The sequence below is a fragment of the Streptomyces sp. NPDC055632 genome, assembly GCF_053618675.1.
This window is the reverse complement of record NZ_JBSHHY010000004.1, coordinates 206,582-226,258: the sequence shown is the minus strand read 5'-3', so window position 1 is coordinate 226,258 and position 19,677 is coordinate 206,582. Positions and strand designations below refer to the sequence as shown.

18 protein-coding genes and 3 pseudogenes are annotated in these 19,677 nt (G+C 68.7%); 13 read left to right on the top strand and 8 right to left on the bottom strand.

Annotated features, from left to right (window positions below):
* Positions 1-657 precede the first annotated feature (657 nt).
* From ACWGSR_RS08435 to ACWGSR_RS08415, 5 genes and pseudogenes are all read left to right on the top strand, one after another.
* On the top strand, positions 658-1,320 hold the full coding sequence (locus tag ACWGSR_RS08435) for a hypothetical protein (protein WP_453564647.1): 663 nt from the start codon (positions 658-660) through the stop codon (positions 1,318-1,320).
* Positions 1,232-2,344, top strand: a complete 1,113-nt coding sequence (locus ACWGSR_RS08430; RefSeq protein ID WP_453564644.1) for a hypothetical protein — start codon at positions 1,232-1,234, stop codon at positions 2,342-2,344. Before ACWGSR_RS08435 ends, ACWGSR_RS08430 begins: the two co-directional genes overlap by 89 nt.
* Positions 2,345-2,499: 155 nt before the next feature.
* Positions 2,500-2,643 carry a hypothetical protein gene (locus tag ACWGSR_RS08425; RefSeq protein ID WP_453564641.1) on the top strand — a complete coding sequence of 48 codons (144 nt, stop codon included), beginning with the start codon at positions 2,500-2,502 and terminating at the stop codon, positions 2,641-2,643.
* 225 nt (positions 2,644-2,868) lie between these two features.
* Positions 2,869-4,278 (top strand): VanZ family protein, encoded by a 1,410-nt coding sequence (locus ACWGSR_RS08420; RefSeq protein ID WP_453564638.1) that lies wholly within the window; start codon positions 2,869-2,871, stop codon positions 4,276-4,278.
* 163 nt (positions 4,279-4,441) lie between these two features.
* Positions 4,442-5,858, top strand: a pseudogene (locus ACWGSR_RS08415) (glycosyltransferase family 39 protein).
* Between the two features lie 108 nt (positions 5,859-5,966).
* Here ACWGSR_RS08415 and ACWGSR_RS08410 read toward each other — a convergent pair.
* The 3 genes from ACWGSR_RS08410 to ACWGSR_RS08400 form a co-directional block, all read right to left on the bottom strand.
* Entirely contained in the window at positions 5,967-6,494 is a 528-nt protein-coding gene (locus ACWGSR_RS08410; RefSeq protein WP_453564635.1) for a hypothetical protein, read from the bottom strand.
* 60 nt (positions 6,495-6,554) lie between these two features.
* Positions 6,555-6,932 carry a hypothetical protein gene (locus tag ACWGSR_RS08405; RefSeq protein ID WP_453564632.1) on the bottom strand — a complete coding sequence of 126 codons (378 nt, stop codon included), beginning with the start codon at positions 6,930-6,932 and terminating at the stop codon, positions 6,555-6,557.
* An 863-nt stretch (positions 6,933-7,795) separates the two neighbouring features.
* Complete coding sequence (locus ACWGSR_RS08400) at positions 7,796-9,097, bottom strand: TerD family protein (RefSeq protein ID WP_453564629.1); 1,302 nt, start codon at positions 9,095-9,097, stop codon at positions 7,796-7,798.
* Positions 9,098-9,482: 385 nt separating this feature from the next.
* On the opposite strand from ACWGSR_RS08400, the gene ACWGSR_RS08395 reads away from it, so the two are divergent.
* Positions 9,483-9,653 carry a hypothetical protein gene (locus ACWGSR_RS08395; RefSeq protein WP_453564627.1) on the top strand — a complete coding sequence of 57 codons (171 nt, stop codon included), beginning with the start codon at positions 9,483-9,485 and terminating at the stop codon, positions 9,651-9,653.
* 69 nt (positions 9,654-9,722) lie between these two features.
* Positions 9,723-10,142, top strand: coding sequence for a DUF5958 family protein (locus ACWGSR_RS08390; RefSeq protein ID WP_453564624.1), 420 nt, complete (start codon positions 9,723-9,725; stop codon positions 10,140-10,142).
* A 2,059-nt stretch (positions 10,143-12,201) separates the two neighbouring features.
* Here the strand turns inward: ACWGSR_RS08390 and ACWGSR_RS08385 are convergent.
* Complete coding sequence (locus ACWGSR_RS08385) at positions 12,202-13,152, bottom strand: endonuclease/exonuclease/phosphatase family protein (protein WP_453564621.1); 951 nt, start codon at positions 13,150-13,152, stop codon at positions 12,202-12,204.
* A gap of 99 nt (positions 13,153-13,251) precedes the next feature.
* Positions 13,252-14,094, bottom strand: coding sequence for a class I SAM-dependent methyltransferase (locus ACWGSR_RS08380; protein WP_453564618.1), 843 nt, complete (start codon positions 14,092-14,094; stop codon positions 13,252-13,254).
* Positions 14,095-14,598: 504 nt separating this feature from the next.
* Between ACWGSR_RS08380 and ACWGSR_RS08375 the strand changes: the two genes are divergently transcribed.
* Together ACWGSR_RS08375 and ACWGSR_RS08370 are read left to right on the top strand one after the other, a co-directional pair.
* On the top strand, positions 14,599-15,285 hold the full coding sequence (locus ACWGSR_RS08375) for a TMEM175 family protein (RefSeq protein WP_376231204.1): 687 nt from the start codon (positions 14,599-14,601) through the stop codon (positions 15,283-15,285).
* Between the two features lie 173 nt (positions 15,286-15,458).
* Positions 15,459-16,319, top strand: a complete 861-nt coding sequence (locus tag ACWGSR_RS08370; protein WP_453564615.1) for an SDR family oxidoreductase — start codon at positions 15,459-15,461, stop codon at positions 16,317-16,319.
* On the opposite strand, the gene ACWGSR_RS08365 is transcribed toward ACWGSR_RS08370, so the two are convergent.
* Entirely contained in the window at positions 16,211-17,011 is an 801-nt protein-coding gene (locus ACWGSR_RS08365) for a hypothetical protein (protein WP_453564612.1), read from the bottom strand. The genes ACWGSR_RS08370 and ACWGSR_RS08365 overlap by 109 nt on opposite strands.
* A gap of 3 nt (positions 17,012-17,014) precedes the next feature.
* Complete coding sequence (locus ACWGSR_RS08360; RefSeq protein ID WP_453564609.1) at positions 17,015-17,146, bottom strand: hypothetical protein; 132 nt, start codon at positions 17,144-17,146, stop codon at positions 17,015-17,017.
* Between the two features lie 26 nt (positions 17,147-17,172).
* Between ACWGSR_RS08360 and ACWGSR_RS08355 the strand changes: the two are divergent.
* From ACWGSR_RS08355 to ACWGSR_RS08340, 4 genes and pseudogenes are all read left to right on the top strand, one after another.
* Positions 17,173-17,910, top strand: a pseudogene (locus tag ACWGSR_RS08355) (hypothetical protein); the annotation flags it as partial.
* Between the two features lie 75 nt (positions 17,911-17,985).
* The gene (locus tag ACWGSR_RS08350) at positions 17,986-18,624 is read left to right on the top strand and encodes a hypothetical protein (protein ID WP_453564607.1); all 639 of its coding nucleotides are present in this window, start codon (positions 17,986-17,988) and stop codon (positions 18,622-18,624) included.
* Positions 18,625-18,639: 15 nt separating this feature from the next.
* Entirely contained in the window at positions 18,640-18,870 is a 231-nt protein-coding gene (locus ACWGSR_RS08345; protein ID WP_453564924.1) for a hypothetical protein, read from the top strand.
* A pseudogene (locus tag ACWGSR_RS08340) lies at positions 18,864-18,974 on the top strand (IS5/IS1182 family transposase); the annotation flags it as partial. The gene ACWGSR_RS08345 and the pseudogene ACWGSR_RS08340, both read left to right, overlap by 7 nt.
* Before the next feature lie 157 nt (positions 18,975-19,131).
* Here ACWGSR_RS08340 and ACWGSR_RS08335 read toward each other — a convergent pair.
* The gene (locus ACWGSR_RS08335) at positions 19,132-19,269 is read right to left on the bottom strand and encodes a hypothetical protein (protein WP_453564604.1); all 138 of its coding nucleotides are present in this window, start codon (positions 19,267-19,269) and stop codon (positions 19,132-19,134) included.
* Positions 19,270-19,677: the final 408 nt, after the last annotated feature.

Here is a 19,677-nt window from a genome sequence, read left to right as displayed (position 1 = left end):
AAGTCCAGAAAAGGGCGGAGGGTAGTAGTGCGTCTCGCGGACTGGCGTTGCTGAAGAATCCAGCCAAGTCCAGAAGGCCGGAAAGCTGTCGCCGGACTCAAAGTGGACCTTGCTGGTTCACTCGTATGACGCCTCCGGTACCACTGGAATCGGGTGCAAGTTAACTCATTTCCCCGGTAGCCGGTTTTCTACGCGCGGTGACATCCGGAGGGGCCGGAACCGGGTTGTCCCACCAGAACAGCCTTGCGACTCCTGTGACGGGCGTGTTTGGATCCCGGGGATCTTCGGGGGGAGGCGGCGGGGAAACCCGCACGCCGGCTGTGCGGTGGAGGCTGCCTTCCCTTCCGGAACACGTCCACTAGCGCAGTCATCTGCGGAGGGAGAACCCGGTGAGGTTACGCGGAATCCGATACGGCACCACCATCGCGATGCGCGCGGCACTGCTCGTGACGGCGGACGGCGCCAGCGCATAGGCGTGGACGGGGAGAGCAACCTCACGGAGGCATCGAGGGCAACTGGACGGGCAGTGACGTCACCATTCCGGACCAGCAGATCGAGCTCTCGGAGCAGGCGAAGGAGGAGATCGCGCTCACCGAGGCCCGGGTCCAGGCGCAGGAAGACGAGATCAGCCGGGAGAGCCTGGCCGACAGCGCCCACATGGCCACCAATGCCCGGGGCCTGACGGACTGGTCGCCGAAGACGTCCGTCTTCGGCCTGAACCGCTGGCGCGGGGAGAACCACTACGTCCAGGTGCCTTCTCCCTCCCCGGACAACGTGGTGAGCACGATGCGACACAGCATCGGGGGCAATGCCAAGCCGATCGCCGCGGACACTGTCGAGTTCGCCAAGGGCCGTCACTACGACAACCACCCCGACCGCCTGACGATCGGCCACTGGATTTCGGCGTACGGCTACCGCACCGGCGGCCGGTACGGGAAGTGGGTCGCCCCCGCCACCTCCGTCTGGCCAGACGCCTACAAGTCCTTCGAGTACAACACGCGTGACTTCACCGCCACCTTCCTCCAGCCGAACGGATACGCCTACCCACATGCGCGCCAGCCTGACGCTGCCCACCGCCCTCGCACTCGCGCTCGTCGGGCTGACCGCCTGCACCAGCCAGGAGCCCGGGGCGGCACCCTCGGCCAAGCCCACCGGCCCGACGACATCGCCCCCGGCCTCGTCTACATCTCCGACGCCGTCCGCGACCCGGGGAAAACCCGCGTCCTTCCGCGTGGTCCGCACCCTGGATTCCGCCTCGGCGCCACCGGCGACCGACCAGCAGCGCACCCGCCACTACGCCACCAAGCGAGTGACCGGTGACGGCAAGTGGTTCGGGATTCGAGACCTCACCGCCACCGGGTCTGTGATCACTTCGTTGGGCGCGAAGCCGACGGTGAAGGACGGTGAGATCCGGCTCTTTGAGCAGCAGATGGGCGTCGCGGACGCGCGGGCGTCTTTCACCCCGTTTCCCGAGGTGTCCGGGAAGAAGTGCGCCCGCTCCCCCCGCCAGGCCGAGGGCGCCACCGAACGCAATGGTGTTGTGGCATGGATGGAGACCGCGAGCACCAATCTCTACAACGTCGACTGGTGCGTCTTCGTCCATAACCCGGCCTCGCGAGCCACCGTGCTCCTCGGCGACTCCGCATCCGTCTCCAACCGTATTCCCCCACCCGCTGGAGGAGCGGTCGTCGCGATCGGCAGCAAGAAGGCGTACTGGGAGACGGCCTACCCGTTGACCGATGCCGAGACCACACCGATCTCCTCCAAAATCATGACCAACACCCTCGATGGCCGGGCCGGCCTGACCACGGCCGTCGACAAGGCCAAACTCCCGCGAGTCCTGGGCGACGACCTCTACTACGTCCGGTCCAATGACGTGGACGCCGCTTTCGCCCCGGACCGCTTCGAGATCCGCAAGCGCGACACCGCCGGCCGTGACACCCAGGTCGTCTCCGGCCCTCTGGCCAAAGATCAGAGGCTGTCCACCCTCAGCGCCTCCACCGGACATATCTCCTGGGTCATCTCCAACCCCAATCACACTTCCCTGCTCCACATCCTCGACGTGAAGACCAACACCGCCGTCACGATCAAACTCGGCCATGGCGGCCCGCCCACAATGGACCTGGCCTCCACCGACACCCTTGTCGCCTGGGGGAACGGGAGCGCCTCCGGCGACCCGGGCGAGTACGTCTACGACCTCGCCACCGGCAAGCTCTGGAAACTCGGCAGCCAGGGCGGCCACAGCGCCATCCTCGCCAAAGGCAAGTACATCGCCTGGGCCCACATCGAAGGCTCAGGACCGGACGGCCGAGCCGTGTACGACGTGGCGGAGTGGAAGGGGTAGCCCCGGCAACCCGGGCCGGAAGTTCATCGAGGCCGCTAACAGCAATGTCTGATGGCGATGTCCAGACCGTGCCTGTCCTGACGCCCGCTTTCCAGGCTGCGCTGGGAGACGGCTGAAGCCAGCGGGCCGTACACCTTGGCCCACCGAAGAGCGTCATGGACGCCGTCGGGTCCACCACGACCGAGCAGGTGCACTCGACTCCCACCGTCGTGAACAAGATCAGTACGGCTGCTCTGGCCGGCGCCCTCGCGGCGGCCTCCGTCGAGGTCGGTCCGCCGGGGGTACCGCCAGCCCGGTAGCACGGCATACCCCTCCTGCTTCGGCATCAGATCTGGCCAGACGGTGAAACGAACCTGAGCCAGGACGCACGACCACTACTGCTACAGCAGCGTCGGCACCCTCGACTATGGCGGCGGCAAATACCGGACGTCCGCCGCCATTTGCTGAAGTCGACACCGCCAAGGCCCCCGCCTTTCCGGCGTGGCTCTTCGTCGCACAGCAACCCCACCCCAACGAGGAATCCCGTGTTCACCGCGATCTTCCAAAACCACCTCGGATATCTGACCGCCTGTGCCCTGACCGCTCTCGCTCTGGGCGGCGCCACCTGGTTCTTCGTGAACCGCCTGGCCAAGCCTCAAGGCGTGTGGTGGGCCGGACTGACAGCCACACTCACCGGTGTCCTCGGCGTAACCTTCATGGGAGGCGGCCCAGTCGGCGAAACGTGCGTCATCAACCATCAGTTCGCCCAGCCCTTTCACACCACGCAAGGGCTCTGGAATCTCGCGATGACCGTACCCCTCGGCTTGTTCGCCGCATTAGCCGCCCGTCGCCCGCTACCAGTCCTCGTCGGCGTGATCACCCTCCCGTTGGCCATCGAATTCACCCAGGCCACCGTCGACGGCCTGGGCCGTGTATGCGACAGTTCCGACGCCCGGATGAACATCCTCGGCGGTCTTCTCGGCGTCATCGCGGCGGCAGTGGCGCTCCGCACGCGACGAGAATCTCTGGACTGGCACGCAGGCGCCAAGCCCTCGCTCATCACCGCGGCGGTGATTCTGCTGGCAGGAACGGGCCTGGCACGTCCGGCCCTAAGCTTCACCAACGTTGACGGGACCGGCCTGTCCACCGCCAGTGCCGATCAGCGGCAGGCTGTGGAGAAGGCCGTGAACGAAGCCTTCGGCGATCGCTACGTGCTGGCTCACGTCTACGATCAGCCCTGCGTCGGAGCACCGTGCACGAACGTTCTCTTCACCCTTCTCAGTCGGGACAAGAACCATCCCCAGGCATTCGGCAACGGCACACTTTCATGGCCGGACAAAAACCGACTCAACATCATGCTGGAAGACAGTGACCGCCCCACCGTGATGGGATACCCGATCCCAGACGCGAAGAGGCCGGACAACGATAAAGACGCCTACGCCATCGCCTTGGCGTATATCAAGGATCGCTACCCGTGGGCCGTCGATGCCACCGTGCACAAGACGAACCCGGTAGGAGCCGAAACTGGGCTCGGATGGATCACCGTCTGGCGGTGGCTCAACGGTGATGTCCTGATGCCGCAAACGCTTGACGTTCAGGTCAGTAAGACTGGAACCATCTCCCAAGTGAACTTGATTCGCGGACCCACTCGACTTGAACTCGAAGAGCCTAAACTGACCGCCGCGCAGGCCGAGACAGCTGTACGTGAAGCAATGGTGGAGAAATATCACGCCAGCGGACAGGCTCCCACCGCAGGGATCCAGGTCAAGGCATTCACCCTTAAAGCCGGTGGCGGGCAAGGATCCTGGCGAGCCGAATGGTTGGTAAACGTTTCATTCGGTGCCGGTGCCGAACAGACCGAAATTACGGCGGAACCGGCGGCTGACATCTGGCGCGTCGATGCCATCACCGGAAAAACCTATGACGGATTGGGCTCGCTGATCATTGTCCCTTAAAACAGTTCAGTGGTCGGCGGGGCACCGCCATCGGCAGAATTCCTGTGACGCTGCTTCAGTAAAGGTGATGTCTGCGATCTGCGATTCTCATTCCACTTCTCTCGTTTCGAAGGCCGGCATTGCGCTTGATCCGGCTGCGACCGGTTCAGGACGAGGCTGCGGAATCAGCTGGCTGATTCCGCTCCTGTGGTCCCTTGCTCTCGGCTTATGGGGTTTGTCGCGGCAGGGCAGCGTGTGGCGGGACGAGGCCGCGACCTGGCAGGTGGCCACGCGTTCAACGGCTGAGATCTGGTACATGCTGGGGAACGTCGACGTCGTGCACGGGGGCTACTACCTGCTGATGCACGCACTGTTCGAGTGCTTCGGGGCCGGCACCACCACTCTCAGACTTCCCTCGGTTCTGGCCACGGGGGGTGGCGGCCGCATGTGTGGGACGCATCGGAGAACGCCTGGCGGGAACGTGGGTGGGCCTTGCCGGAGGGATGGCATTCGTCCTGCTTCCCGCCGTGCAGTTCCATCTGCAAGAGGGGCGGCCCTACGCCCTGGTCGCAGCCGGAGCGGCGACGGCGACCCTGCTCCTTGTGACGGTGCTCCAACAGGGAGGCCCGTCCGCGTACTGGGTGGCGTACGGCGTCGCTGTGACGACGAGCGGACTCCTGAACTGGCTCTCGCTCATGATGCTGCCCGCGCATCTGGCGACGCTGCTCCGGGTCCGGGCCGGCCGTGGTGTGTGGAAGCGCTGGACCGTCGTCTCCTCGGCGGCCGTGGTCTGCGTGCTCCCTCTCATCCTCTTCAGCCGGGGGCAGTCCGGCCAGGTCTCCTGGATACCACCGCTGACCTGGCACATGCTCATCGGCCCGGCAGCCCTGCTTCTGATCGGCGGGATTGGCGCACTGCTGGACCGCCCCCGAGGAGTGGGACGACTGTCCTTGGCCGCGGTGGGGCTGCCGCTGCTGATGATCCCGCAGCTCGGCCTCATCGGTCTGTCCCTGGTCCAGCCGCTGTACTTGGAGAGGTACGTCCTCTTCAGCCAGCTGGGCCTTGCGCTGCTGATCGGCAGCCTGGCCGGATCGGCGACACGGGCAGTCCGGTCCCGGAGCCCGAAGACGGCCAGGTGGGTGCTTCCCGTCGTGGTCGTCCTCGCGACGATCGGACTGCTGCCGCAGTTACTGGCCAAGCGATCTCCCGCGAGCCGGATCGACGACGTCCGGGCCGTCGCGGCGGACGTCCGGCAGTGGAAAGAAACCGGGAACGCCGTCCTCTTCATCCCGTCGGCGCGCCGGGACGCCCAGTCCGTCACCCCGAAGGATTTTTCCGGTCTGCGGGACATAGCCCTGGCACAGAGCCCCGAGGCGTCCGGGACTCTGAAGGGCTTGGAGGCGGACCCCGGCCGGATCCGTGCCGCGATGCTCGCCCAGCAACGGATACTGCTGGTGACAGACGCACCGGCGATACCGGTGAACACCGAGCGGGACGAGACGAAGCTCTCTGTACTGAAGCAGTACTTCTCGATCGTGGCCGTGAAGCGGACCCACGGTCGACAGCTGGTGGTGTACGAGCGGATCGAACCGGCTCGGTAACGGGGCGGACGGCGCCATCGCGGACGAGTGACCCCTGCGTCCCCGCGAGTCCCGGAACATCTCGGCCCGGGGCTCGCTGATCAACGGTTCCCCGAGTCTCTGCCGGGGCTACTTACCCAACAGTCCCGAATTGGCCCCGCTCCGCAAGTCCGGGAACCCCTGTGCGATGACAGCGGCCGGCTCCAGGCATGCCTTGCGCGTGTCGGCTGCCGTCGGGCCCGTGGCACATCCCAGGGCCTCGTAGGTTCGCACTGCGGCCTGGAGCTTCCGGGCGACGGCATCGAGCGTCGCGAATCCCTGGCGCCCATCGATCTCGCGCAAGGCCAGGCCGGCAGCCTCGGAAGTGGCGTCGGCTGCTGCCTTGCACTTCGCGGTGAACATCTGAGGCGACGACGTCGAGCAGGGCGAGTTCGTGCCCGAACCGAACTGCCCTTCATCCACCGAGACGCGCCCCTCAACGGCGAGCTTCACCTTCTCGGCAGCCTGCGCCTTCGCCGAGACCGGCTCAACCGACGGCGAGGAGGAGGCCGAGGGCTGATCCGTGCGATTCGCACCTTCAGGCTCACTGCATCCCGTGATGAGCACCCCTGACAGACCTACCACGGCCATCGCTCGCAGCACTTGCCACTTCATCATCCGTCCCCCCCGAACTGTCGCGTCACCCTACCCGAGAGGTCGTTCAAGATCGAAGAGCCTTCAGGAACCGCTACCGGTCACGGGAACAGAGACACCGAGCTTCGAGCAGCCCGTGCCCCGAACGGCCCGCGAGCCTGGAGCCATCGGTCCGAGATCGCGAGATACCCACTTGTTCGAGCGGAAGGGGGTTACGACGGTCCGGCCGTGTTCGAAGCGGGCAGAGCGGGCCGTTCGGTGGGCCGAGTGGACGGCCTCCTCACGGTCCTTGCTGAGAAGGACGCCCTCGCCGACCCAGTTGCCCCACTGGGATCCGCGCGTGTTCCAGCGGATGTCCGGTCCGTCGTCTCCGACGAGGCCGCCCTCGGGCGTGATGCCGATGTAGTCGGAGAAGAAGCAGGCTGTGCCCTGGAACACGTCGCCCTTGCGGAAGGCCGTCATCGTATGGGTGAGTTGGGATTACCCCAGATGTTCGCCGGTGTCGGAGTCGGCCGCTGCATCGACGCGGTCGATCGGTCCCAGGATGAGCAACCTGATCTGATGTTCACTATGGCTCGGATGGGCACCGGGTCTCCATTCGGACGTCGCGTAGGGCTACGGGACGGCGGGGATGAGTAGGTCGTCCCTTGACCGGGTGTGCACGGTGGGACGGTGGTGGAAGGCACGGATCACCACCAGGACGTCACCCACCGGGCACCGGTCGGTTCTGTCGATCTCAGGACGTTCGACGACGACGGGAACCCGTACGAGCACATGTGGCCGATGACCGGGACCCACGAGAACAGCACGACGAACGGGGTCAGCAGGATTGCCACCCGGACCGGGCCCTCGATGGAGAGACCCAGGAGCAGCCCTGTCGGGACGAGAAGCCAGAACTCCAGCAGAAGCCCCCACCCGGGCCCGCGGTAGTGGCCGTTCGCCGGGATGAGACGGGCGAACGCCGTCGGGTGCTTCAGCTCCCGCGCGGTACGTGTCGCACCGCCGAGGACCAGGGAGAGCGAGGAACCACAGGCCGTGGAACCAGTTGACGACGAGGGAGCGCTCCTCGCCGCACAGGACGTCCCACAGGGCGCCCCGCATCTCGTCGTGCATTGCGCGCCAGGCCTCGTTGGAGACGGTCAGCCAGCTGAGCAGGAGTACGAGGTAGGGGATCCGCATGGTCATCCAGCGGGCGGCCGGCCGCTTCCGCCCCCGTAGCACCCCGGGCAGTAACAGCCGAACGAAATCCCATTCCGCATCGGACGGCTCATGACGGCGTATCACCACCCCGTGATCCACCGGTCATGATCATCTGAAGACACCGCCTAGCGCGCGGCCCGGCGCCAGAACCTGCCGGAGCCCTTCTCCTTCGGCGGACGGACCTCCAGGGTCCAGTCGCCCTCGGCGCTCCTGACCCGCACGAGCAGGGGCCCCTCGGGCAGCTCCTTCGTGTCCTTGGGGCGCCTGCTCGCCACGTTGGCCAGCAGGTGGTCGCGGCCGTCCGGCTCATCGCCCTGTATGTGGAAGTACGCGTGGTCGTAGGTGTGGAGCCGGGAGGTGAGCCGGCCGGCGCCCCTCGTGTACAGCAGTACGTCGGCGCCCCGGCCCTTGGCGCTCCGGCCGAGTTCCTTGACGACGCTCACCGGACGGACGGCGATCGTCCACTCGCGCTCCACGGCGTTCACTCGCAGGCGCAGTGGACTCCGGCCGTGGTGATGCAGCACGGCCCGGCCCTCGAAGTCCTCCAGGGTCGTGTTCGCGAGGAGGACGTCGTCCTTGCCGCGCTCGTCCAGGCTGTTCACGCCGAAGTAGCCGTCGCCCTTCCGGGCGGAGTCGACCACCACGTAGCCGGCCGGGATCGGCACGTCGACCGTGAAGGTCTTCCTGCCCTTGCCGCTGCGGACGAACTCGGGGAAGTCCTCGCCGAAGGCGCCGGCGCCCGACACCGGACCGGTCCGTACAGGGCCCTGAACGGGAACCCGCGCCGGAACGGCGGCCTCGGCTTCCCGGACCTTCGCCAGGAGCTCCTCGGGGATTTCCTCCGGCGGGGCGCTGCCGGGGTCCGGCTCGTCGTCGGGAGCGGGCTCGTCGGGGTCCCTGCCCTCGATACCGAAGTCCTCCGCCAGGCCGACGAGGCCGGAGTCCCACCCCTGGCCCACGGCCCGGAACTTCCAGGCCCCGTCGCGCCGGTAGAACTCGCCGAGGACGAACGCCGTCTCGGTGCTCGCGTCGTCGACCTCGTACAGCGCCAGTTGTTCCCCCGTACCGGCGCTGATCGTCCGTATGTGGAGGCCCGGCACCTGTCCGAACGTCCCCGCGTCGGTCGAGGCGCTGATGACGATGCGGTGGACGGCGGGCTCCACCAGTGCGGTGTCGACCTCCAGCCAGTCGGCGACGCGGTGCTGCTCGTCGCGCACCTGCCCGATGTGGCGCACGGCGCCGGACGGATGGGTCAGCCGGTTGTAGAAGACGAGGTCGCCGTCGCCCCTGACCCGGCCCGTGGCGTCGAGCAGGAGCGCCGAGGCGTCGACCTCCGGCACTCCGTCCCCGGCCGCCCGTCGGACGACCGCGATCCGCCACACCTGCCCGGGGATCGGCAGGTTCCCCCCTTTGATGATCTTTGTCACGCCGTCATGCTGGCACGTGACCGTCCCGCCTGCATAGGAGGTGTTCGCCGATCAGACCGGATCAGAGAGCTGCATCTGGTACGGGTTGGAAACTCCTCCGGAGGGTGCCTCGACCGCTCGGCGTGACACATGGGAGTGCAGACGCCGCCCCCGGACCACCGCTCGCACTCCGTGCTCTTGCGGATCGGGCGCGCCCCGGTAGCGGCCGTGGAGCGAACCAAGTGACGAGCAGGGGGGAGGGGCGCTCCGAGCGGGCCGGCCTCGAACGCGCCCTGGCCGCCCTCGGCCTTGACCTGCCCGCCGTTTGCACCGTCACGGTTTTCCCGTCGAACGTGGTCCCGAACCCTCGTCCTCGCTCCGGGGGCTCGACGTCGAAGACGGCACCTTGAGCCTGCCACTCGAAGAACACAGGCCGGACCTCCCGGTAGGCATCAATGGTTCCTCCGACGGTAAAGAGGACGGCCGGTTCAAGGACGACCCGGTCGACGGCGCCCTCGACGTCATGAGCCGCGACCCGGAGGCGACGACCGGGCACACGCCGCTCGAGCCCGTGTGAGTCGGCGGAGGAGTCATACCGCTCGTCTCAGGCTCGTTCTCGACCGAGGTGCTGTGGAACAATCGGCAGATGTCGGGGTCCAGCAGTGAGCATGGGCAGGCGCTTCGGCGTGAAGCCGAGCGAGTCGTCAACGAGGTCGCCCAGAAGCTCCGCACGTTGGACGAGGGGACGGCTTGGTTCTCCGTCCTTTCCCCGGTGGCACGGCAGGCTGTACTGCAGGAAGTCGCCGGCTACGCGATGCAGGCCCACATCACGGCGGCGGACGGACGTGATGGAGTTGCCCGGTCCGGCGTGAAGCCCACGGCCAACCCTTCGGTGATGATCTGCATGGACCCGCCTCACTACGGGTTCGCGGCCCTCCCGGCTGATGAACATGTCAAAGCGTTCCGTGTCCTCGTCTCGGTGTTCTCCGTCGCCGACACCCGCCGCAGGCAGACGTACTGCAAAGGCATGTGCGGACACACATGGCACAACTTGCCTCCCCGGTGAAATACCGTGGCGGAGCACGCTGACCCGAACGAGATCCCCGGTGACCCGAACGAGATCCCGGTCGTTGCCGCTTGATCTTCTGACCGTTTGTTCACGTGTGTCATCGACTGACGCTCAGTGGACGAGGATCGAGCCGTTACTACCGGACCGGTCGCCGAGACGGGGTGGGCGGTGGCGGGTCACCACGGTTGATCCCGCACTCGACCGCGTGGCGCCGGTGGTAGTCGGCCGGATCCGAGACCGACGGCCAGGTGGAGCTTGGTGGTGAACCCTCCGCACGAGCGTCCCAGCCCGTGATCGTGTGGCTCGGTGAAGATGCCGTCGGGTGGCTTCTTTGGTGTTACCCGACCGAGGGATATTTCGCCTTCGTAGGCCGTCTACCGGCCACTCGACATGGTTTCACGGCAGAATCACGAGCGGCCCTCGGTGGGCCGGCGTCCGCAGGGCGCTCTCCGATCAGACGCTTCACCTTCGTGTGCTGGCGGACGTGAAGGAGCTCGGCTCCGACCGCACCCACACCACATGTCAAGACGTGCTCACATCCACCTGTGCGCACCGGGGTCGGACGGTTCGCGGTTCAGGAGTCGTGATGAGTCACGGAGAGATCCTTCGCAGAATGCCCGCTACCGTTCCCGCTGTACCGGTACCGGTACCGGTACCGGGCACCAGGCCAGCCTCGAACACCTCCAGAAGACCACCCGGCAGGAACCGGTGCCGCGCGCGAACCGGGACCAGGTCCGACTGGAGGCCGCAGTGTTCGAGCGGCTCGGCGGCACCATCGACTTCGGAACAGTGTCAGACCGTCGCCTTCCTGGACGCTCACTCCGCAGAGGTGGAACGGCTCCGTGCAATCCTTCCGGAGCGCTTGCGGCAGCTGGAGGAGCTATGGCATCCGCTACGGCGTCCCCGTGCCGTGAGCCGGGTTGCCGGTGTGGTGGGGCGACGCGCGGGGAGCGGGCCTGGGGGCGGTCGAGGCCGGCGGTGAAGCGGGGCAGTGTTTCGAACGTGGACACGGCGTTCTCCTCCGGGCAGCACGACGAGGCCCCCGGTGGGTACCGGGGGCCGTGTGAGTGTTCGGGGTGAAGCAGGAAGCGCCTGTTACTGGTTGCCGATGGGTGTCAGTGGGCGGGTTGAGGGCGGTGCAGGTGAGGGCGGTGCTGGAGAGCGATGACACTGCGGGGCCGGCCGGAGCCGTGTCCCGCCCGGCCGGCGGACGGGTCGCGGCTTGGCCGATGTCGGCCAGAGCGCCGGGGCGGTCGTCACCGGGGCGGAGCTGGGACATCTGCTCGGCGAGAACCGGCACCCGCCCGCCGACCACTCGGCGTTTGCGGAGACCCGACGGCGCACCGTCGAGGAGACCTGGCGACCGCACAGGAGTGCTGCCGAAGGCTTTGACGGCCCTGCCCTTTGGAACCATCTGCGGTCCATGGCCGACTTCGGACTCCTCGACCTGCCCGCGCCCGAAGACGACGCCCCGCACCCGCTGTACCTCCACCCATTGATCCGCGACTTCAACGCCGACCGTCCCCTGCTCCCGCTCGCCATCCGGCTCCTGAACCGCGCGGGCCGGCACCGACCGCACCGCGAGAGCTGGCGCAGGTCCTTGCCCAGCGCACTCGGACCCTGGGGGCAGACCACCCCTAGACACGCGCCACGCGCTGCACGCGATCACGCCCTCAACCAGCGACGAGGCGTGAACCGTCGGGCAAGGACGACTTCGCCTGCCGCGACCTCCAACGCCCGAGCCTTGAGCAGCGCCGGAACCGGGTGATGGGCCAGAACCACAGGCCGTCGACTCCGATACCCGCAATGCGCTCTCTGCCGGCAAGCGACGCCCGCTCGCCCCGGGCGCCCCTCCGTGCCCGGCACCCACTCCGCCGAGTGGCGTCCACCGGATGGACGCCACTCGGCGGGCGGTGGCTCGGTCCGGGCCGGGAGGTGTCCGCAACGACGAGTTCGGCCGGGGCCTCCCGCGTGTAGACCTCGGCGACCTGACCGCAATGGGTCGAATCATGCCGAACACATCGGCTGCTGAGCCCCGGCCGAGCGCTCCGGACGCCTACTCCCAGGCTGCCGCGCCCCGCAGCAGGTTGTGGTCGGACATGTTGGCGGTGCGGCCCATGGCATCGCCCTGCACGGTCTTGAAGTGGTCGGCGGACACGAAGATGTAGTCCAGCTTCCCGTTGTCGTGCGTGGACTCGCCGGAGCGGCAGTAGTTCAGGCCCGCGCAGCCCGTCGGGAACCGTTCCTTGTCGGTCTCGTCCACCTCGCCGTAGCGGCCCGTCCCGCCCTGGAAGCCGTAGAACTCGCCCATCTCGGGGTCGTCGGGGTGGGCGTTGAAGTCGCCGCCCAGGATCACGGGCAGGTTCCCCGGCAGGGACCAGGCGTCGACCTGGGCCCGCACGGCCCGGGCCTGCTGGATGCGGGCCGTGTCGAGCAGGTCCTCGTCGTTCTCGTCCTTGTCGCCCTTGTGCGTCAGGTGGGTCACGCAGGCGAGCGCCGTACGCCCCTCGATACCGCCCTTGGCACAGAGCAGTGCCCGCTTGTTGGAGTCGAGCGGGTTCTCCGGCAGGTCGGCGGTCAGTCGCTCCACGGGCGCGGTGCTCTTGACGAACACCGCCATGCCGAAGCGCTTGTCGCCCGTATCGGTCCACTTGTCGCAGCCCGCCGGACCGCTGCTCGTGGCGAGCCAGACCGGCTGGTAGCCGGTGAGGCTGTCGCGCAGGGCGGCGTACTGGCCGTAGCAGGCCTCGGTGAGCAGGAGGGTGTCGGCGGACCAGTTGTCCATCGAGGTCTTGACCGTGGCGGCCCACTGCGCCGCCGTGACGCCTTCGTGCGCGCACAGGTTGCCGCAGGCGTTGTACGTGAGCATCCGCACGGAGGGCGCGGTCGAGGGCGTGACGACGTCGGCGCGGGCCGCGGTGGGCGCGAGGCCGGCGGTCGCCAGGAGGGCGGCTGCACCGACGGTCAGCGCCCGGCGCAGGGCCCTCAAGGGTGTGGCAAGAGTCATTGTCCCAGGCTCCCTCAAGGCAGGAACGTGCCTCTGACGTGCACGTTCAGGGCACGAGTATCGAGGAGGCGCCCGGGACGGCGACGGACGGGGTACGCGTCAGCGCGGCCGGACCGCCGTGACGACGAAGTAGTCGAGGATCCTCTCCTCGTACGCGCGCAGGAAGTTGCGCGGCCAGGTGCCCGGGGCCCACCAGCGGGAGAGCCAGGCGTCCCAGCCGCGCCAGACCTCCGGGCCGATGGACACGGTCCGCACCTCGGCCAGGCCCGCGGCCGCGAAGGCCTCGGCGAGGGCGGTCACGGGCCGGGCGATGTCCAGGCCGCTCGCGTACGTGTCCAGCAGTCCCGCGAGCTGTTCGGAGCGGCCGGGGGCCTCGTCCGCGGTGAAGAAGCTGGTGACGGCCACGGCTCCGCCGGGCCGCAGGACCCGCGCCGTCTCGGCCGCGAAACCGGCGAGGTCGGGGAAGTGCTGCACGGCCTCGACGCTGACGACGGCGTCGAACGCCCCGTCCTGCCAGGGCATCCGCTCCGCGGCCCCCTCGGCGAACCGCAGCCGGCCCGGCTGCTCGCCCAGCAGTACGGCCTGCTCCTCGCGCGCCCGGGCCAGCTGGTCGGGATGGATGTCCATGCCGGTGACGGCGTCGGGCCCGTACTCCGTGAGGGCGACCGCGCAGCCCGTGCCCAGCCCGCAGCCCACGTCGAGCACCCGCCGCCGGCGCAGCGGCCCGGCGGCGTCCAGGACGTGCCGGTACAGGGCCTGCTGACTGCGGGCCCGCTCGTCCTCGCCGAGCGGGCCGGCCAGGTCGATGCCCTGCCAGTAACCGAAGTTGATGAAGCCGCCGCCGAACATCGGCTGGTGCCCCAGGTCCAAGGGCCCGTACGTCTCCCGCACCGCCGGCCGGATGCCGGGGCGCTCCTGCTCGGCACCCGTGTCTTCCCTCACCACTGCCTGCTCTCCTCCCGGGCACGACCCGACCGCCGCCACCGCCGCACGTGTACGGATCCCACGGATCCTGCCCCGGCGCCGTACGACCATGCCGGAGGCCGCCACCGGGCACGAAAAGCTCGCCGTCCGGTACGAAGCAACTGCGCTGGTCGCAGCCCTTGACGAGTGGCGGTGACGGGCACACTGCTGAGGCCATGCGCCGGTGAGCTCTGGACTCCCCACCGGATGGACGATCGAACACGTGCGCGCTCTTTCCGGAGACCCGAGCGCCGTCCCGCTCTCCTTCGATCGGCTCGTAGTCGTCGAGACGGTCCCCAGCCCCCGCCACTGCCTGCCGCCAGGGCTGCACATGAACATCGTCCGACTCGCCGGCACGGGCACCGCCCTCCGACCGAGCCGGCTCTCCGACCCCGGCGCCCCTCCGAGGAGCACCGGCCCGGCGGCATGCCACCGGTCGGAGTAATCCACCGTTCCGGCCCCGACGGGGATCAAGGTGTCGGGGTGGACAACGCCAGCCCCTCGGCACCGCGCACGGAACGTCTGATCACTCTCTCCGACGGTATCTTCGCGATCGCGATGACGCTCCTCGCACTCGACGTACGGGTCCCTCCGGGCCTCGCCACCGAGCAGTTCCACGAGGCGCTGCGCGCGTCCCTGCCGTCGCTCGCCGCGTACGCGCTGTCCTTCCTCATCTGCTGCGTCTTCTGGCGGGACCAGCGGCAGATCCTGTCGATGGCCGCCACCGTCGGCGGCGTCCCGCAGTACCTCGCGCTGGCGGTCCTCGCCGTCATCGCCATCGTGCCCTTCCCGACCTCGATGCTCGCCGAGTACGGGGCCCGCGAACCGGTCGCGGTCGCCGCCTATGCCGCCACCATCTGCTTGGTCGACCTGCTCCATTTCGCGATGTTCGCCACCCTGCGCACACGCCACGGGGTCCGGACGGTGGGGGAGTGGGGGGACACCGCCGTCGACCTCGGTGCGACGATCCTCGTCTTCGGGCTCTCCGTGCCGCTCGCCTTCGTCGCCCCGCACGCGGCACTGTGGTTCTGGCTGGCGCTCTTCCCGGTGAAGGTGTTCCTCGGGCGGCGCGAACAGCGCAGAGCGGCCGCCGCGCGCAAGGACGGTACCGGGACCGGAGGCCCGGGCCCGGGCACCGAGGGGCCGGAGGGCGACGAGAAGCACAGGTGAAGCAGGGCGCGTCCGCCGCACCCGGGCGCGCTCCTCCCATGCGCCCACGCGCCCCCGCACGGGCATGGCCCGCCGCTCCCGGCGGCCCCACCATGAGCGCGGGAACCGGGACGCGGCCGAGGCCGCCCGCCGGACGAGGACCGGCAGCGATGCCGTACACCACGGGGGGACGTATGGGACGACGCTGGCTGGTGACCGGATGCTCGTCGGGTCTGGGCCGGGCGCTGGCGGAGGCGGCCGCCTCCGCCGGGCACGAGGTCGTGGTCACCGCCCGGAGCACCGCGGCACTGGAGGAGACGGCCGCCCGCCACCCGGGGCGGATCGTGCCGATCCCGCTGGAGCTGCGCGACGCGGCCCAGTGCGAGGAGGCCGTCCGCCACGCCACCGCACGGCTCGGCGGCATCGACGTCCTGGTCAACAACGCCGGGGCCGGGCTGTTCGGAGCCGCCGAGGAGGTCTCCGACGCCGAGATACGCGACCAGCTGGAAACCCTACTGATCGGCCCGTGGCGGCTGGTCCGCCTCGTCCTGCCGGGCATGCGTGCCCAGGGCCACGGCCACATCGTCAACGTCTCGTCGCTCGCCGGCCGGATGGCCTTTCCGGGCCTGGGCGCCTACGTCGCGGGGAAGTTCGCGCTGGAGGGCATGAGCCAGACGCTCGCCGCCGAGGTCGCCCCCCTGGGCATCCGGGTCACCGTGGTCGAACCGGGGGGCTTCGCCACGCGCTACGGGACCTCGTTGGGCCGGTCCGCACGGCGGATGCCCGAGTACGCCACCACGACCGCCGAGATGCTGGACGGACTGCGCGGCATGGCCGACGACGCGACGATGGGCCGGCCCGAGGACTTCGCGGCCCGGGTGCTCGCTCTCGTCGCCTCGGAGAACGCCACGCCGCTGCGGGTCCCGATCGGTGAGGACGCCTTCCTCTACCTTGAGGCCGTGGAACAGGCGACACGTGACGAACTGACCGCCGCCCGCGCCCTGACAGACGCGCCGTCGTCCCCGGTGGTGGGCGCCGCCCACGATCCGACGTGACGCCGGGCCCCACTGCTCCCCGAGCAGGCGATGGCCCCGGTCTCCGGAACGGACTGCTCCCTGTGCGTATACCGGCCGCCGTGGGTCATCCTGCTGGACGCTTTGACCGTGTCGACCACGAGCCGGTGCTCCGAGAGGTGATGGACCTCGTCACCCGCGTAGCCGAGTACGTAGTGGACGCTTTCGGCCCGGTCCGGCAGGACGTCCTGCAGGACGAACATTCCGTCCTCGGAGGCCGGGGACCGGAGACCGGGGACCGGCGGCAGGTCGGTGACCTCAAGGCCGTTCAGTCGCTGCACCGTGATCCGCGGCGCCGCGGTGGGTGCCGGTCCGTCCAGGTCCAGCGGTCCGGTCACTGTGAAAGGCTCCCCGGCGACGGCAGGGCCGTGCGTCACGTCCACGAACCGCGACGGGGCCAGGGCCTCCCGGGTCCGGATCATGTGCAGCCAGAACCTCGTGCCCTCGTGGTCGGACGTCACGACGAAGAGCTGTTGTCCGTCTCCGGAGAACTCCATGCCCGGCGGGACCACGCGGTGACCCGCGGCCTCCTCCTCGAAGCTGATGCGCAGCGGCTGCCGCTCGATGGACGGGTCGGCGAACGCCAGGGTCAGGTCGGCGGCATCGCCCGACGCCGCACCGCCCTGAGCGAACCACTTGCCGTCGGGGCTGAAGGCGACGGCCGTGGGCGCCACGCTCTAGGGCAGCGACGCATAGCGGTTCCCGAGGAATCGGGCGTCCTGGCCGCTGAGCAGCACGGTCCCCCGGACCCCGTCGGCCACCGCGAGGACGGAGCCGTCCGGGGAGAAGTCGGCATCCCGGAAGTCCATGCCCCGGTCCGTGCCGTCCTCGGTGCAACGGACACCACCATCCGCGGGAGGTCACCATCGCGGTCGGAGTGGTCGAGGTGAAGGTTCCACGGGCCAACGGCAAGCGGGTCGACGCGGCCGCCAGGGAACACAAGCGGTTCTCCTAGGCGATCCTTGCGTCTTGGTGCCGCAGGTCACCGAAGATCGCCGAGGTGCTGCCGTGGCTCTGCCCTCACGATCTGTTCACCGGTGACTTCGTGCCCGCCCTGGAGCAGTTCCTCGGCTCTGTCGCCGGCCACCGTCACCCGCTCACTGCCCAGTGGCGGTCCGACCACGCCGCGTTCCAGGAGCGTGACCTGTCCGGCACCGACTACGTCTATGTCTGGGGCGATGGCATCCACCTGCGGATCCGCCTGGACGAGACCAGGGCCGTCGTCCTGATGACGATCGAGGTCCGCGCCGACGGTGCCAAGAAACTGATCGCCATGGCTATCGAGTCGACCTTCGCCACCGTCCGCTTGCGGACCAAGGTCACCAAGGTCACCAAGGTCACCAAGGTCACCGAGGTCACCAAGGTCACCGAGGTCACCAAGGTCACCGAGGTCACCAAGGTCACCGAGGGTGCCGGCTCCCGCGCCGCCGCCCTCGCGATGCTTCAAGTTGGTCGAGTCCGCACAGGCCTGTTGGCGCGCGTGAACGCACCCCACCTTGTCGCCCTGATCCGGGCCGGTACTCGCTTCGAACGCGACCGACTCGTCGAACGCCCGAAAATCTTCGCAGCATGAACAACCTCGACTGACCGACAGAACCTGTCCGACAATTGCTCCCCGCTGGCTTCCCCAACAGACAGGTGAGCAACCGTGGGCACATCGCACCCGCTCCTGACGTTCTTCACGGCCGCCGCCGACGGTTCCTTCCCGCCGGCCGACGGCCGGGTGACGCTGCTGCCGCCCCTGTCCGGGGGACTCGAGTGCTCGGTCGCCTTCACCGGCCACGCCATCATCGCCACCGCCATGACCAGCCAGGCCGTACAAGCCCAGGCACCAGATGGCTTCGGTGCGTCGCTCTCCCCGGACTTCCTGCGGCATCTGGCCGGCCCGAAAGGCTGGATCGGCGTCACCGACGCGACACTCACAGCTCGCGGCACGGGCGGCCCACCACGTCTGGCAGAGCTGGCCGATGCAGATGACCATCCACGTGTCCGCCATGCCCGGGAACTGCGGACGAACGTCAAGGTCTACGGCGACGAACGCGGCCTCATCACCCTGGCCGACGGCCTCGCCGGACGGCGCGAGCTGAGCATCGAACTCCACAACGTCCAGGACGGCAGCCAAAGACACGGCCGGTCGCTCCTCACCGACGCCCTCTCCCTCGTTCCGGAAGCCGACCCCGTCTTCGCCGCAGTGTCCCCCGGTAACGCCCGCTCCCTACGCGCCTTCCTCGCCTGTGGGTTCACACCCATAGGCAGCGAGGTCCTCCTGCGTCCCGAACGGGGATAACCAGGCTCGCTGCCTATGAGTGTCCCCGAGGGCGCCCTTGTACGGCTCGTCGACATCCGGGACATCGATGCCTGCTGGATTCGCAGCGACAGATGGGGCGTTGCTACGGCCCGCTGGGAGTTCGTCGGCCTCGCCATGGGCAAGAGGATGTTCCAGGGCACAGGCACGACGGAGATACGGGTTCTCTTCCCCACCCGATCCGGGGACGAGCACAGGCCGCGGATCATCAAGTCGTACAGGGTGTGACGCAGGACACGCCTGATGAGACGCTGTTCGCCGCGATCGTCTACGTGCTGGTCAGTGGTTGTGCCTGGTGGGCTCTGCCGCCGTGTTTCGGGGTTTCGAAGTCTTAACGCGTGCCATGCGCTCCGCCTCGGGGCGAGGTCGCTGTTGCCCTGCCGGTCGACGCATGCTGGGTGCCGGTCCCGGAGGCGAGGGACCGGAATCGGCGGGGCTGTGGACCAGCGGCGGGTCAGGGGTGATCGGCTCGGGCCTTCAGAGCCGAATTCAGGCGGGCGTTGTGGTGAATCCCGGGCGGGGGAAGGTGGCGGGGAACAGCGGGCAGGTCACCTGGCGGGTGAGGATGTCCTCCAGGAACCGCGTCATGGTGCCCGGGTGTTCCCAGTTGCCTGAGCGGTCGACCACGACGACGCGGTTGCCCGCCGGGTACCAGTGCAGACGCTCGCTGCTCCCCGCGGTCCCCCAGGGGCAGAGCCCTCCTGGCTCGGGGGCCAGGGGTAGGGGACGTCGTAGGGACCCGCTTCCGTCAGCAGGCGGTCTAGGACGAGCAGATCGTCACCTGCGGTCAGGAGGTCGGGTGCCGGGCCGGCAGGGTGGAAGACGGTCAGAAAGGCGTCGATGGTGATCTGCGGGTAGTCGGTCGCCCACTCGCGGAAGTCAGCGGGTACGGGGAAGCCCAGCTCTTGCTGGGTCCTGTCCCGGCCGACAGGACCCGATGTTGGGCCTCCTCGTGGCGCCAGCGGTGCCGGACCTCCGTCGCCAGCTCCTGCGCCGCTTCGGCAAGCGAGTCAGGGACGGGCGACAGGATGGGGG

Bases quoted from the DNA above. Each gene is read 5' to 3' on its own strand.
- ACWGSR_RS08435 (WP_453564647.1), top strand. From the start codon at position 658: ATGGCCACCAATGCCCGGGGCCTGACGGACTGGTCGCCGAAGACGTCC.
- ACWGSR_RS08425 (WP_453564641.1), top strand. From the start codon at position 2,500: ATGGACGCCGTCGGGTCCACCACGACCGAGCAGGTGCACTCGACTCCC.
- ACWGSR_RS08410 (WP_453564635.1), bottom strand. From the start codon at position 6,494: ATGATGAAGTGGCAAGTGCTGCGAGCGATGGCCGTGGTAGGTCTGTCA.
- ACWGSR_RS08405 (WP_453564632.1), bottom strand. From the start codon at position 6,932: ATGACGGCCTTCCGCAAGGGCGACGTGTTCCAGGGCACAGCCTGCTTC.
- ACWGSR_RS08390 (WP_453564624.1), top strand. From the start codon at position 9,723: ATGTCGGGGTCCAGCAGTGAGCATGGGCAGGCGCTTCGGCGTGAAGCC.
- ACWGSR_RS08385 (WP_453564621.1), bottom strand. From the start codon at position 13,152: ATGACTCTTGCCACACCCTTGAGGGCCCTGCGCCGGGCGCTGACCGTC.
- ACWGSR_RS08370 (WP_453564615.1), top strand. From the start codon at position 15,459: ATGGGACGACGCTGGCTGGTGACCGGATGCTCGTCGGGTCTGGGCCGG.
- ACWGSR_RS08360 (WP_453564609.1), bottom strand. From the start codon at position 17,146: ATGGACTTCCGGGATGCCGACTTCTCCCCGGACGGCTCCGTCCTCGCG.
- ACWGSR_RS08345 (WP_453564924.1), top strand. From the start codon at position 18,640: ATGAGTGTCCCCGAGGGCGCCCTTGTACGGCTCGTCGACATCCGGGAC.